Origin of the sequence: Stenotrophomonas sp. FSL W7-1447 (assembly GCF_037966425.1) — a bacterium.
Classification (GTDB): Bacteria; Pseudomonadota; Gammaproteobacteria; order Xanthomonadales; family Xanthomonadaceae; genus Stenotrophomonas; species Stenotrophomonas pavanii.
Window position 1 is genome coordinate 3,304,581 of sequence record NZ_CP150199.1, and the last position, 15,077, is coordinate 3,319,657.

General features: G+C 66.4%; 9 protein-coding genes and 1 pseudogene. 7 read left to right on the forward strand and 3 right to left on the reverse strand.

Features of this window, described 5'->3' with window-relative positions; genetic code table 11:
• The first annotated feature begins 96 nt into the window (after positions 1 to 96).
• The 7 genes and pseudogenes from NSQ78_RS15550 (at position 97) to NSQ78_RS15580 (ending at position 12,898) form a co-directional block, all read left to right on the forward strand.
• Complete coding sequence (locus NSQ78_RS15550; RefSeq protein ID WP_049470608.1) at positions 97 to 3,003, forward strand: TonB-dependent receptor; 2,907 nt, start codon at positions 97 to 99, stop codon at positions 3,001 to 3,003.
• A 107-nt stretch (positions 3,004 to 3,110) separates the two neighbouring features.
• Positions 3,111 to 5,105, forward strand: a complete 1,995-nt coding sequence (locus NSQ78_RS15555; protein WP_064238945.1) for a prolyl oligopeptidase family serine peptidase — start codon at positions 3,111 to 3,113, stop codon at positions 5,103 to 5,105.
• 129 nt (positions 5,106 to 5,234) lie between these two features.
• Positions 5,235 to 6,062, forward strand: coding sequence for a sel1 repeat family protein (locus NSQ78_RS15560; RefSeq protein ID WP_149901965.1), 828 nt, complete (start codon positions 5,235 to 5,237; stop codon positions 6,060 to 6,062).
• A 187-nt stretch (positions 6,063 to 6,249) separates the two neighbouring features.
• Entirely contained in the window at positions 6,250 to 8,352 is a 2,103-nt protein-coding gene (locus tag NSQ78_RS15565; protein ID WP_064238947.1) for a M13-type metalloendopeptidase, read from the forward strand.
• Positions 8,353 to 8,609: 257 nt separating this feature from the next.
• Positions 8,610 to 10,619, forward strand: a complete 2,010-nt coding sequence (locus tag NSQ78_RS15570) for a M13 family metallopeptidase (RefSeq protein WP_053460975.1) — start codon at positions 8,610 to 8,612, stop codon at positions 10,617 to 10,619.
• Positions 10,620 to 10,745: 126 nt separating this feature from the next.
• Positions 10,746 to 11,240, forward strand: coding sequence for a VOC family protein (locus tag NSQ78_RS15575; protein ID WP_064238948.1), 495 nt, complete (start codon positions 10,746 to 10,748; stop codon positions 11,238 to 11,240).
• A 75-nt stretch (positions 11,241 to 11,315) separates the two neighbouring features.
• A pseudogene (locus NSQ78_RS15580) lies at positions 11,316 to 12,898 on the forward strand (NAD(P)/FAD-dependent oxidoreductase).
• A 91-nt stretch (positions 12,899 to 12,989) separates the two neighbouring features.
• Here the strand turns inward: NSQ78_RS15580 and NSQ78_RS15585 are convergent.
• The 3 genes from NSQ78_RS15585 to NSQ78_RS15595 form a co-directional block, all read right to left on the reverse strand.
• A complete protein-coding gene (locus NSQ78_RS15585; protein ID WP_014647919.1) occupies positions 12,990 to 13,661 on the reverse strand; it encodes a rhomboid family intramembrane serine protease in 672 nt (223 codons plus the stop codon).
• Between the two features lie 93 nt (positions 13,662 to 13,754).
• Positions 13,755 to 14,183 (reverse strand): MGMT family protein, encoded by a 429-nt coding sequence (locus tag NSQ78_RS15590; protein ID WP_223224825.1) that lies wholly within the window; start codon positions 14,181 to 14,183, stop codon positions 13,755 to 13,757.
• Positions 14,090 to 15,010, reverse strand: a complete 921-nt coding sequence (locus NSQ78_RS15595; RefSeq protein WP_019660628.1) for a DMT family transporter — start codon at positions 15,008 to 15,010, stop codon at positions 14,090 to 14,092. The genes NSQ78_RS15590 and NSQ78_RS15595 overlap by 94 nt, the downstream gene beginning before the upstream one ends.
• Positions 15,011 to 15,077: the final 67 nt, after the last annotated feature.

The window sequence follows — 15,077 nt, forward strand, 5'->3', positions numbered from 1 at the left end:
GCTTGTGAAGCCGGTGAAACGTGGGCAATGCCCACCAGGGACGGCGGCGGCTGCGACAGGCGCCGACCGAGGTTTGATTCATCAGGGGATCCACATATGACCATCCGCAAGGCACTCATCCGCCACCCGCTGAGCTTTGCGCTCACCACGGCCCTCCTGGCAACCGGCATCGCCCCCGCGTTCGCCCAGGAAGCCGGCAACGAGGCAGGCGGCAAGAACAGCAGTGCCACCAATCTTGATCGCGTCTCGGTCGTTGGCTCGCGCATCAAGCGCGCCGACGTCGAGGGCCCGGCACCGGTCACGGTGATCACCCGCACGGATATCGACCGTGAAGGTTTCCAGACCGTTGGCGACATGCTGCAGACGTTGACCCAGAACACCACCTCGTCCTTCACCGGCGACCTGGCGGTGACCGGCTTCACTCCGAACGCACAGGTGGTCAACCTCCGCAACCTGGGCCCCGGCTACACGCTGACCCTGGTGAACGGCCGTCGCCCGGCGCAGTACCCGCAGCCGTACAACCGCGACAACAATGTCGCCAACATCAACTCGATCCCGAGCAGCATCGTCGAGCGCGTGGAAGTCCTGACCGGCGGCGCCTCGGCCATTTACGGCTCTGACGCCGTGGCCGGCGTGGTCAACATCGTGCTGCGCGAGCATTACGACGGCAACCTGGTCCGCCTGACCACCGGCACCACCGCAGAAGGCGGCGGCGACACGGTCAACCTGGAACTGACCGGCGGCCGTACCGGCGATCGCTGGAGCGCGGTTTGGGCCCTGCAGTACAGCGATCGCGAGGCTGTCTACGCCAACCAGCGCAAGTTCCTGTCGGATCTGCGTGAGGGCCCGCTGGGTTCGACCGCAACCCCGGGCCTGTCGCTGATCGCGATCCGCGGCCTGGCCTCGGCCAATGGCCGGGTCAACCAGAACGCCTACTATCCGGGCCAGGCCAAGTGCGATGCACTGGGCTTCACCACGGTGACCACCGCCGCCCGTGGCACCTACTGCGGTTCGTACGACAGCAACGCGGCGCGCTCGATCTCCAACCAGCGCCAGTTCTACTCGGCCTACGGCTACGGCACCTTCGACTTCACCGACACCACCCAGGGCTGGGCCAGCGTCAACTATTACACCACCAGCGCCAAGGCCAGCGCCGGCACGGAGTTCTGGGGCACCTCGGGCGACAAGTTCAACATCCTGTCCAATGGCACCACCAGCGCGTACTACTACGATGCCGGCCTGCGCGACATCGTGCAGTTGCAGCGTGTCTTCACCGCCGCCGAACTGGGTGGCAATGAAGCGGCCAGCACCAAGTACGACGAATACACCTACGACTTCGCTGCCGGCGTGCGTGGCACCTTCGCCGACCGCTTCGACTGGGAAGCCACCGGTGGCTACGGCTACTACAACTACAAGATGGACCGCCCGCGCCTGCTCGCGAAGTCGGTGCATGACTACTTCCTGGGACCGGTGCTGGGCTACAGCAACGCCACCGGCACCGGTGCAGGTGTCTACCCGATCCACCGCCTGAACCTGGATCGCTGGTCCTCGCCGATCACCCCGGAGATCTACCAGTCCTTCGCGACCCGCGTGATCAACCGCTCCGAAACCAGCGTGGCGAATGCCGCCTTCAACGTCAGCGGCGACCTGTTCGAACTGCCGGCCGGCGCCGTTGGCTTCGCCAGCGTGCTGGAATGGAACCGCCAGAAGATGGACATGGTGAGCGACCCACGCACCGACCAGCTGCGTCCGATCGACGGCCAGACCATCTACAACCTCACCAGCTCCGGTGAGACCCACGGCACCCGCGACCGCTACGCCGTCGGCGCCGAGTTCCGCGTGCCGATCTTCAGCAATCTGAGCGTCAACGCTGCGGCGCGCTATGACAAGTACGACGACATCTCGTCGGTTGATGCATCCACCACTTACAACCTCGGCCTGGAATTCCGCCCGTTCAGCAACCTGCTGCTCCGCGGCAGCTATGCCACCAGCTTCCGCGCGCCAGACATGCAGCTGATCTACGCCGGCGGTGCCGCGTCCTACACGACCGAACTGGACGAATACTCCTGCCGCTCCGGTACCGGTCCGGGCGCTGCCCAAGGCCCGCGTACCCGCACCCAGTGCAACACGCCGACGAGTGACCCGACCAAGTACTCGGTGCAGACCCTGGTGGCCGGCAACCCGAACCTGACCGAGGAAAAGGGCAAGTCGTGGGGCGCAGGCTTTGTGTGGGACGTTACGGATGGCATGTCGCTGACGGTCGACTACTACCGCATCCGCCTGGAGGACGCCGCCGCCCAGCTGAGCAACGACTACCTGCTGCGCGCTGAGGCGGCCTGCCGCCTGGGCACCGCCAGCGACGGTCGCGCGGTCCCCAGTGCTTCGGTCTGCCAGAACGTGCTGGGCCTGATCACGCGCACCAACCTGCCCGGCTCGCCGGACGATGGCCGTATCCAGCGCATCAACAACGCCTACATCAACACCGCACTGCAGGACACCAGCGGTATCGATGCAACCTACAAGTACGCGCTGGACACCGACCGCTGGGGCCGTTTCAACGTCGACCTGGGTTACTCGCTGACGCTGACCAACAAGTACAAGCAGACCGCCGACGACGACCTGATCGATTACCGCGACCTGCCGCCGGAGTACTTCAATCCCGAGCGCAGCCGCGCCCGCGGCAGCCTGACCTGGACCAAGGGCGACTGGGCCACCACCGTGTTCGGCACCCGCTACGGCTCGGCCTTCAGCTATGCCGAAGCTGATGGCACCAACAGCGCGGGCGGTGCCTACTCGCGTCGCCTGGCGCCGTACTTCCTGTGGAACCTGAGCGTGGGCAAGAAGTTCGGCGAGAACGTGCTGGCCACCTTCCAGGTCGTCAATGTGTTCGACAACCAGTATCGCAAGGACAACAGCAACACGACGTACCCGTTCTACAACCCGTTCATCGGCGCAGACCCACTGGGCCGTCGCTTCTACGTGAGCCTGCAGTACAAGTTCTGATCCTCGCTGCATGAGGTAGGAACGCATGGGAAAGCCCGGGTCTGAACCGGGCTTTCCTTTTTTGAACCGGCCGTAGCTACCGCTGGCCAGGACAAGGACCCCTGATCATGAAGAAGACCTCGCTGTTGACGCCGTTGGCCCTGGCGCTCGCCGCCGCCCTCCCCGCTGCCTTGCCGGCCGCCGCTGCGGGCGCGGCGACGCCCTATTCGATCGAAGACTTCGCCAGGCACGCCAGCTACAGCTCGGCCAGAATCTCACCGAGCGGCGCCTACCTGGCTATCAGTGTCGATCTGGGCGACCAGGACGTGCTGACCATCCTGCGCACCAGTGACCTGAAGGTACTCAAGGTCAACCAGCTGCCGGACAAGAAGAGCGTGGGCAGCTTCCACTGGATATCGCCGGAACGGCTGATGTTCAACGCGGTGAAAAAGCAGGGCGGCTACGCCCAGCCCTTCCCCACCGGGGAATGGTTCGCGGTCAACGCCGACGGCAGCCAGGCCCGCCCGGTGATCTTCTACGGCACCCGCGATGCCACCCAGCGCAGCAAGAGCGTGGGCAACGAATCCTATTCGTTGCTGGACACGCTGCGCGGCGATGACCAGAACGTGATCATGCAGGTCCGCTACCCGCGCTCTTCCGAAGGCGCAGGCACCCAGGTGGTGAGCGTGGACACCATCAGCGGCAGGCGCACGCCCTTGGCGCGCGCACCCAAAGAGAACTGCGACATCGCACTGGATGGCGCCAAGGAACCGCGCTTCGCGGTCTGCAGTTCCAGCCGCGATGAGAGCGGCGAATATGATGAGCGCAGCGAGCTGTACCGCCGCGACGGCACCACCTGGACGTTGATCAACGCCTCCAAGTCCGACGGCCAGCATCTGCGCGTGCTGCGCACCAGCGCCGACGGTACCGTCTACGCCGAACAGGATGATGGCAAGGTCCCATCGGCAATCGGCACGCTGGACACCGGCAGTGGCCAGTTCCAGAAGCTGTTCCAGGATCCTGTCAGCGAAGTCTCGCAGATGATGTGGAGCACTGATGACAAGCGCCTGATCGGCGTGGTCAACCAGGCCGGCAGCCCCAAGGTCACCCTGCTGGATGAGGATCACCCCGATGCCGCGCTGTACCAGTCGCTGGCCCAGGCATTTCCCGGGCAGATGGTGCAGTTCTCCAGTTCCACCGAAGATGGCAACCGCATCCTGGTGTCGGTTTACAGCGACACCAATCCAGGGGAGCTGTACCTGTTCGACCGCAAGACCGGCCAGGCCCGTTTCCTGCTGCAGGGCCGCGACTGGCTTGATCCCAAGCGCATGGCCAGCGTCACCCCGTTCACCGTCAAGGCACGGGACGGCCAGCTGCTGCATGGTTACCTGACCGTTCCGCAGGGAGCGCAGGGCAAGCGCCTGCCAATGATCGTCAACCCGCACGGCGGCCCGATCGGCCCGCGCGACAACTGGGGCTTCAATCCCGAGGCGCAGCTGCTGGCGAGCCGTGGCTATGCCGTCCTGCAGGTCAACTTCCGTGGCTCTGGTGGCTATGGCAAGGCCTTCGAGAACGCGGGTCACCGGCAATGGGCCGACGGCATCCAGAACGACATCCTCGATGCCACGCATTGGGCCATCGACCAGGGGGTGGCTGACAAGGACCGCCTGTGCATCTATGGCGGCAGCTTCGGTGGCTACTCTGCACTGATGGCGCCCATCCGCGAGCCAGGCCTGTTCAAGTGTGCTTTCGGCTACGTCGGGGTATACGACGTGGACATGCTGTTCAAGAAGGGCGATATCCCGCAGCGCGAGTCCGGTCAGCGCTATCTGCGCCGCACCCATGGCACCGACGTGGCCGAATGGAACAAGGTCTCGCCCGCCCGCCGGGCCGGTGAGGTCAGGATTCCGGTATTCCTGGCCGCAGGTGCCCGCGACATGCGCGCCGTGCCCGAACAGACCGAGCTGATGGCCAAGGCACTCACCGACGCCGGCAACCCTCCGGAAGGCGTGATCATCCAGTCCGGTGAAATGCATGGCTTCTACGACGTTCCGGCCCGGGTAAATCTGTACTCGAAGATGCTCGACTTCTTCGGCCGGCATATCGGCACGCCCGCACGCTGAACGAACCGGGGCAGCACGCCTGCCCCGTGTTTCCTTTGGCACAATGACCTACGCCGCATGTCCCGAAGCGCGCTCCGGCCGATGATTGGGGGCACGCGGCCCCCTTGCTGCCATCACGGATTGATGAACATGAAACTGCATTGGCTTTCGCCACTCCCTCTCCTGGTCGCGTTGGCCTCGCCGGCCATGCTGGCGGCGGCGCCTCCAGCGCCTTCCAGGGCCCCGCTGCCCAGCGATCCAACCGATGATCCGCTGATGATCAGCGCGGGCTTCCTGAACGGTCATCCCGACCTGCGCTTCCGCATGCTGGGCATGGAAAAACAGCGCGCCAACGACCTGTCCGCTGCATTTGCGTTCTTCCAGCGCGCCGGCTTCTACGGGGACAAGGTCTCGCAGGCAAGGGTCGCTGAAATGCTGTGGAACGGCACTGGCACGGCGGTCGACCGCCCGCTGGCCTACGTCTGGATGGACCTGGCTGCCGAGCGTGGCTACAAGGGCTTCGTCGAACTGCGCGAACGCTACTGGGCCGCGCTGGATGAACACCAACGCAACCAGGCCATCGGCCAGGGCGAAGCGGTGTATGCACGGTTTGGTGACGCTGCTGCCGAGCCACGCCTCGCATTGGCAATGCGGCGTGAACAGAAGCGCATGACCGGCAGCCGCACCGGCTTTGCGGGCAACGTCAAGATTCTCGTGCCGGGCCCGAATGGCACCACTGAACAGATTGATGGCAGCAAGTTCTACGACACCCGTTACTGGGACCCGCAGCTGTACCGGCAATGGCAGGACAGCATCTGGTCGACACCGCGGGTGGGACGCGTGGAAATTGGCAACGTGGCCCCGGTTTCCACCGAAAACCAGGCGCGTAGCCGAATCCCCGATGTTGCTCCACAGGTTGACGCCCCCGAGCCGGTGACCGGGGACGAACCGCCCCAGCCGACCCCTGGCCTGCGCTGAGGGCGCACCGCCGCCCCCAACGGACCATGCCGATCCTGCCTGCTGGCGACCGACCACCGCCAGGGCAGGCCGGCTTGCCATTGACCATGACCTTCGACACCCTTGCAGGTCTGGCCGGCGGCGTATCGTTCGGCCACGGTCGCACCTGCGGCCACTCCCTGACTCACTCGGCCCGGAGGCCATTCAAGTGACCCGTACTCCCAAGATCGTGCTGCTGACCCTGGCCGTTTCGGCCGCGCTGGTCGGCTGCGGCAAGACTGAAGCCCCGGCCAAGGACGCCGCCGCCTCCGCCCCGGCCACGGCCGAAGCCACCACCTATAAGCTGGACGAGAGCAAGCTGCCGGCCTACAACGCCTTCCAGCCGAGCGACCTCGACACCACCAAGGACGCTTGCACCGCCTTCGGCGACTACGTCAACAGCAAGTGGCTGGCCGCCAATGAAATCCCGGGCGACCGCACCAGCTGGGGCGCGTTCACCATCCTCGACGAGCGCTCGGTGGCCGTGCAGCACCAGCTGGCCGAACAGGTCGCGCAGGTCAAGAACCCGAACCACATCGAGAAGATCGTCGGCGACCTGTGGGCCACCGGCATGGACGAAGCCAAGATCAACGCACAGGGCATCGCGCCGCTGAAGGCCGACCTGACCGCGATCGACGGCCTGCAGGACAAGGCGGCCATCGCCGACTACCTGCGCACCAGTGCCGCCAAGGGCGACAACCTCCTGTTCGGCTTCGGTGCCGAAGCCGACTTCAAGAATTCGGCCGTGAACATGGCCTACGCCAGCCAGGGCGGCCTGGGCCTGCCGGATTCCACCTATTACACCGACGCCAAGAACGCCGACAAGCTGAAGGCCTACCAGGCACACGTGGCCAAGGTGCTGGAACTGTCCGGCGTCGCCGCTGCCGATGCCGCCAAGCAGGCGGAAGAGGTCGTCAAGTTCGAGACCCGCCTGGCCAAGGCCTCCAAGTCGCGCGTCGAGCTGTCGCGCAATGTCGAGCTGTACTACAACCCGGTCACCCTGGCCGACGCCGACAAGCTGACCCCGAACTTCAGCTGGACCGAATTCTTCAAGTCGCAGGGCGTGGCCGCACCGGAGAAGTTCTCGCTGGCCATGCCGGCCTTCCATGAGGAAGTGAGCAAGGCGCTGGGCGACACCGATCCGTCGGTGTGGCGCGCCTACCTGCGCTTCCACACCGTGGACAGCGCCTCGCCGTACCTGGCCGACGCGTTCGTGCAGGAGAACTACGAGTTCTACGGCAAGACCCTCAACGGCCAGAAGGAACAGAAGCCGCGCTGGAAGCGCGTGCTGGGCACCATCGAGAATGACGCCGGCGAAGCCTTCGGCCAGCTGTACGTGAAGGTGGCCTTCTCGCCGGAAGCCAAGGCGAAGATGGAAGAGCTGGTGAAGAACCTGGCTGCCTCGCTGAAGGACCGCATCCAGGGTCTGAGCTGGATGAGCGAGGAAACCAAGGCCAAGGCCATCGCCAAGTGGGAAACCTTCACCCCGAAGATCGGTTACCCGGACAAGTGGCGTGACTGGTCGGGCCTGCAGACCCAGCGCGACAGCTTCCTGGGCAACGTGCGCGCGGCCAACGAGTTCAACTACAAGTTCAACCTGTCCAAGATCGGCAAGCCGGTGGACAAGACCGAGTGGGGCATGACCCCGCAGACCGTCAACGCCTACTACAACCCGCTGCAGAACGAGATCGTGTTCCCGGCCGCCATCCTGCAGCCGCCGTTCTTCGACCCCAAGGCCGACGACGCGCTGAACTACGGCGGCATCGGTGCGGTGATCGGCCATGAGATGACCCACGGTTACGACGACCAGGGTGCGCGCTTCGGGCCGACCGGCAACATGGAAGACTGGTGGACCCCGGCCGACAAGAAGAACTTCGAAGGCCTGACCGGCAAGCTGGTCAAGCAGTTCGACCAGTACAAGGTCGACGGCCAGGCGGTGAACGGCCACCTGACCCTGGGCGAGAACATCGCCGACCTGGGCGGCCTGGCCACCGCCTACGACGCCCTGCAGAAGGCCACCGCCGGCAAGGAAGATGCCAAGGTCGACGGCTTCACCCGCGACCAGCGCTTCTTCTTCAACTGGGCCACCGTGTGGCGCACCAAGTACACCCCGGAAAACGCCAAGGTCCGCCTGGCCACCGACCCGCACGCCCCGGCGCAGTTCCGCGCCATGGGTGCGCCGTCGAACCTGCCGACCTTCGCTGCCGCGTTCCAGTGCAAGGCCGGTTCGCCGATGGCCCGCACCGGCGAGCAGCAGGTGGTGATCTGGTAAGCCACGGCTGACGCTGCGGCAGACCTGCAAGGGCCCGGGACTTCCCGGGCCTTTGCTTTTTTTTGCGATGCCCGCCGTCCACGCAAGGCGTGGCACCCCTGCCGACCACGCCGTGACGCGTGCATGTCGCGCGCCTCCCCGCGCCCGGTGGCAGCGCCGCGCGATGCCCGGCAGACGGCGCGTGATGTGTGCATGCCGCGCCCATGCCCGGCTTGCTATAGTGCGCGCGCCCTCAATCCATCACGGATTCGTTCCACATGCCCAATTTCCGTCCGCTTGCCATCGCCCTGGGCATCAGCCTGGCGACCCTGGTCCCGACCCACGATGCGTTTGCTGCCGCCAAGAAGAAGGCCGCTCGCGCCCCGGCCGTCAGCGCCCAGTGCAGCGACTTCTACGACGCCACCAATGCAGGCTGGCTGAAGGCCAACCCGGTGCCGCAGACCGGCGCCACCACCGCGCTCGGCCAGCTGGTCGAGCGCAGCCGCCAGCAGCAGCGTGAACTGCTCGACGCCGCGATGAAGTCGCCGCAGGGCAACGTGCAGAAGCTGCTGGGCGACTTCTGGGCCAGCGGCCTGGACGAGGCAGCAGTGGAAGCGGACGGCTCCAACCCGATCGCGCCGCTGCTGACCCGCATCAATGCCATCAAGAAGGCCAAGGATGTGCCGGCGTCGATCGCCGCGCTGCACCAGGTCGGCATCCCGGTGGCCTTCAACTTTGGCCCGGACGTCGATCTGAAGGCGCTTGATCGTCACATCGGCTACTTCATGCAGGGTGGCATGGGCCTGCCGGATCCGGCGTTCTACACCCGCACCGACGCCGACACCGTGGCCCTGATGGGCCGCTACCGCACCTACGTGAAGCAGATCCTGGCACTGACCGGCACGCCGGCGGCCAAGCTCGATGCCGAGTCGCAGTCGGTGATCGCACTGGAGACCGAGCTGGCGCGCAACGCGCAGTCGCTGGCCGGGATCAACAACCCGTTCAACAACTACGCGCCGATCTCCACCAAGGAGCTCAACAGCCGCTACCGCAACCTGCAGCTGGACGCGTTCCTGAAGGCCCAGGGCGTGGACGACGACCTGGTTTCGCTGGCCGACCCGGGCCTGTTCAAGCAGCTCGATGGCATGGTCACCAAGCTCAAGCCGGACCAGTGGAAGGCCTACCTGCGCTGGCGCGTGGGCGACTCGATGGCGCCCTACCTGTCCAAGGCCTACCGCGACGCGGAGTTTGAGTTCCGTGGCCGCGTGCTGCGTGGCGAAACGCTGCCGCCACCGCGTTGGGAAGATGTGCTGGAGGCGATCAACGTGGCCGCCGGCCCGATGCTCGGCCGCGAATACGCCGCCCGTTACCTGTCGGCCGAAGACCGTCGCCAGGCTGCATGGATCGTCGACAAGGTGCGCGAAGTGCAGATCGAGGCGGTCAAGAACAGCAGCTGGATGAGTGCCGAAGCCAAGACCGAAGCGCAGGCCAAGCTGGCCGCGCTGAAGATCGAGATCGGCACCCCGCTGCGTGATCTCGACTACAGCGTGCAGCCGATGGGCCGCGGTTCGTTCGGCGGCAACATGCTGATCGCGTCGACCTGGCGCCACCGCGAGGAAATGAAGCGCATCGGCAAGGGCAACGCCGACCGCCGCTGGGACGTGCTGCCGCAGCAGCCGTCGCTGGCCTACGATCTGGCGCAGAACCGCCTGATCGTCACCGCGGCGATCCTGCAGGGCCCGGTGTTCAACGCCAAGGCCGATGCCGCCGACAAGTTCGGCAGTTTCGGTGGCCTGGTCGGCCATGAGCTGACCCGTGCGATCGATGCCAAGGGCGCACTGGTCGATGCCAAGGGCGAACTGCGCAGCTGGTGGACGCCGGCAGACAAGACCGCCTGGACCCTGCTCGGCAACCGCGTCGCCGCGCAGTACAGCGCCTACGATTTCCCGGGCGTGAAGGGTGCCAAGGTCAACGGCACGCTCACCCAGGAAGAGAACCTGGCCGACATCGCCGGGCTGGAACTGGCCTGGGCCGCATACACCGCGCAGGAGCCGAAGGCCAAGCCGGCACAGCAGCAGGGCTTCTTCCGCGCCTGGTCGGCGTTGTGGGCGCAGCAGCTGTCGCCGAACGAGGCCGCGCGCCGCTTGACCGCCGACATCCGCGCGCCGGGCCTGTGGCGCAGCAATGGCACGCTGGCCAACCTGCCGGCGTTCGGCGCCACCTTCAGCTGCAAGGCCGGCCAGCCGATGCAGCGCAGCGAAGCCGAGCAGATCAAGGTCTGGCGTTGAGCCTTCAGCGGCCGTGGTAACGCAAAGGGCGCCTTCGGGCGCCCTTTTTTTTTGCGGGTGCAGCACGATCCCGGGTTAACACCGGGCATGCTATCGCTGCGGCTTCGTCCATCGCGGAGCCCCGACATGGCACACAAGAACACGATCTGCCTCTGGTACGACAACGACGCGCTCGAGGCCGCCACCTTCTATGCCGGCAACCTGCCCGACAGTGCGGTGACGGCCGTGCATCATGCCCCGGGCGACTATCCGGACGGCAAGGAAGGCGACGTGCTGACCGTTGAATTCACGGTCTGCGGCATTCCCTGCGTCGGGCTCAACGGCGGACCTGCGTTCAAGCACAGCGAAGCGTTCTCGTTCCAGATCCAGACCGACGACCAGGCCGAGACCGACCGCCTCTGGGATGCGATCGTCGGCAATGGCGGACAGGAGAGCCAATGCGGATGGTGCAAGGACCGCTGGGGTATCTCGTGGCAGATCAGCCCACGCATCCTGATCGAAGCGGTGACCAGCCCGGACAAGGCGCTGGCCAAGCGCGCCTTCAACGCGATGATGCCGATGAAGAAGATCGACATCGCCACGCTCCAGGCCGCCATCCAAAAAGGGGACGGAGGGGATTAAGTCGTTTCTCCCCACCGCTGCTGACCCCGTGCGAATTGCGACTTAATCCCCTCCGTCCCCTTTTTCGAGGTGCTGATGTCCTGGGATGCGATCATCATCGGCGGTGGCCACAATGGCCTGGTCTGCGCGGCCTACCTGGCACGCGCCGGAAAGAAGGTGCGGGTGCTGGAGCGTCGTGGCGTTCTCGGCGGTGCTGCGGTCACCGAGGAGTTTCATCCAGGCTTCCGCAACTCGGTGGCGTCATACACCGTGTCGCTGCTGCAACCGAAGGTGATCGACGACCTGCAGTTGCATGCGCATGGGCTGCGCATCATCAATCGCCCGGCCAACAACTTCCTGCCATTGCCCGACGACCGCTACCTGCTGTCGGCACCGGGCCGCACCCAGGCCGAAGTCGCCAGATTTTCCGAGCGGGATGCGCAGCGCCTGCCCGCCTACGAAGCGCGCCTGGAGATGTTCGCCGACGTGCTCCGCGCATGGGCCCTGCGTGCACCGCCCGATCTGGGCGTGGCCGGCGGTTGGCGTGCCCTGCCCGCGCTGTGGCAGATGGGCCGCCTCGGCCGCGAACTGGCGGTGCTGGATCCATCGCTGCGGCAGGAACTGCTGGACCTGTTCACGCTGTCGGCGGCCGAGTACCTGGACCGCTGGTTCGAGAGCGAGCCGATCAAGGCCCTGTTCGGCTTCGATGGCATTGTCGGCAACTATGCAAGCCCGTACACACCGGGCAGCGCCTATGTCCTGCTGCATCATGTGTTCGGCCAGTGCAATGGCGTGAAGGGTGCGTGGGGCCATGCGATCGGCGGCATGGGCGCAATCAGCCAGGCCATCGCCGCCGCTGCACGCGCTGCTGGCGCGGAACTGCAGGTGGACGCCGGCGTGCGACGCGTACTGGTTGAACACGGCAGTGCCGTGGGAGTGGAACTGGCCAACGGTGAAATCCTGCGTGCACGCGCGGTGATCGCCAACGTCAATCCGAAGCTGTTGTACGAGCAGATGCTGGCCCCGGCACAGGTACCGGACGCGACCCGCGAACGCATGGCGAACTGGCGCTGCGGTTCCGGCACGTTCCGGATGAACGTGGCGCTGTCGCGGCTGCCGGACTTCCGCGCCCTGCCCGGCCCCGGCGATCACCTCAGCGCGGCATCATCATGGCACCCAGCCTGGACTACATGGACCGCGCCTGGCTGGATGCGCGCCGCGACGGCTGGTCGCGCGAACCGATCGTGGAGATGCTGATTCCCAGCACGCTGGACGCTTCGCTGGCGCCGCCCGGCCGGCATGTGGCCAGTCTGTTCTGCCAGCACGTGGCACCGGTGCTGCCCGATGGACGTCACTGGGATGATCACCGTGACACGGTGGCCGATCTGATGATCGCGACCGTCGACCGGTATGCACCGGGCTTCGCCGACAGCGTGCTTGGCCGACAGGTGCTGTCGCCGCTGGACCTGGAACGCACCTTCGGCCTGGTCGGCGGTGACATCTTCCACGGCGCACTGAGCGCCAACCAGCTGTTCTCGGCACGGCCGATGGTCGGCCAGGCCGGCTATCGCGGCGCCCTGCCCGGGCTGTACCTGTGCGGTTCGGGCACACACCCCGGCGGTGGCGTCACCGGTGCGCCGGGACACAACGCGGCGCAGGTGGTGCTGCAGGATCTGTAGAGGCGTGCCGACCGACGGTCGGCACCTACCCGCGTGGGAGAAGGCGTGCCGACCACGGGTCGGCGCCTACAACGTCAAATGATCCTTCCGATCATTTGACGCTGCGCAGATGGTTGGGGCGCTTCGGTGGGCCGGGCGGGCGGCGCTTGAACGGCGGCTGCCCGCGCCAGTAGCGGATCAGCAACCAGCCGAACAGCATGCCGCCCAGGTGCGCGAAGTGGGCCACGCCCGGCTGCCAGCCGGTCATGCCCAGCACCAGTTCGCCCACGCCAAACAGGATCACGAAGGTGCGCGCCTTCATCGGGATCGGCGGGAACAGCAGCATCACCCGCTGGTTCGGGAACAGCATGCCGTAAGCGAGCAGCAGGCCGAACACGCCGCCGGAAGCGCCCAGCACCGTGGCAGGGTTTTCCAGCAGCGTACCCACCAGCAGCTGGCAGACACCGGCACCGGCCACGCAGACCAGGTAGTACAGCAGGAAGCGCTTCTCGCCCCACGTCTGCTCCAGCGGCGCGCCGAACATGAAGACCGCCAGCATGTTGAAGAACAGGTGGCCGAAGCTGCCATGCAGGAAGCCATAGGTCAGCAGCTGCCACGGCTGGAAGTTGCCGCCGGGGGAGAACGCGTCGAAGCCCTGCTGCAGCGGTTGCAGCATGAACGGCTCGAAGGTCTGCATGCCGAGCAGGAACGGCTGCTGCAGCAGGAACAGGATCGCGTTGGCGATCAGCAGGGCCTTGGTGACGGTTGGCAGTCGCGGGAACATGGGAGCACCGGCATCGAACGGCCTCCATCATAGCCGCAGCACCGTGTGATGTTGGCGCGCCCCCGGGATGCCCTGTTCAGTCGCCAGCGATGCTCAGCCAGGCCCCCACACAGCAGCATCCAGCGCCGCCGCCGGATCGGCTGCCGGCATCCGCACCCGGCCGTTTTCCACCTGCACGCCCTCGGCACGCAAGCGCTGCGACTGCTCGCGCCAGCCGGCCGACCCTTCCGCCATGGCGATGCGCCCATCCGAGCGCAGTACACGGTGCCAGGGCAGGTCGGGATCGTCGTTCTGGCCCAGGACGCGCGCGGCCAGGCGCGCACGCCCGGGCAGGCCAGCGCGCATCGCGACCTGGCCATAGCCCATCACCTGCCCCGCCGGGATCGCGCGGATCACCGCCAGGATGCGCGCACGCGCCTGCTCCGGGGTCAGCGCCGCAGCCGGGTCACCAGCAGCACGCCGATCAGCACCAGCACGGTGCCGGCGATCTGCGCCGGCCCCATCGGTTCGTCGAGCAGCCATAGGCTCATCACGATGGTGGAAACAGGGCCCAGCATACCGACCTGTGCGGCCAGCGACGAACCCACGCGCTGCACCGCCAGCATGATCGCCAGCACCGGCAGCACCGTGCACACCGTGGCGTTGACCAGCGACAGCCACTGTACCGGCGCCGGTGCCTGCCACAGCAACGGCAGCGGATGGGTCACTGCGAAATGCAGCAGCACCAGCACGCTGGCCACGCAGCTGGCATAGGCGGTCAGCCGCACCGCACCGATGCGCGCGACCACCTGTCCGCTGCCGAACAGGTACAGCGCATAGCTGAGCGCACTGCCCAGCACCAGCAGGCTGCCGACGATGATCTGGCCGCCTTCGCGCTGCAGGTCGTGCCCGAAGGCCAGCAGCACGCCGAGGTAACTCAGCACCAGCGCACCGATCTGCCAGCGGCCCGGCCGCTGGCGCGCCAGCAGTACGTTGATCAGCAGTACCAGGGTCGGGTTCAAGTACAGGATCAGCCGCTCCAGGGTCACGCTGATGTACTGCAGTCCCTGGAAGTCGAGCAGGCTGGACAGGTAGTAGCCGGTAAAGCCCAGCCACAGCACGCGGGCGCGATCAGCCCAGGACAGCGGCTCGGCCCGGCGCGCGGCCCACAGGGCCATCAGCACGAACAGCGGCAGCGCCATCAGCATGCGCAGCGCGAGCAGCGTGGTGGCATCGACGCCATGGCGCAGGCCGAGCTTGACGATGATCGCCTTGCCCGACGCGGCAATGGCGCCGATCGCGGCGAGGCCGATGCCGCCCAGCGCAATGCGCGGGGAAGCAGTGGCGATGCGGGAAGCGGGAGTGGACATCAGGACGACGGCGGGCCGCGCAGGGCGGCCCGGTAAGGCGTGGGGACGCCCATTGTCGCATGGGGGC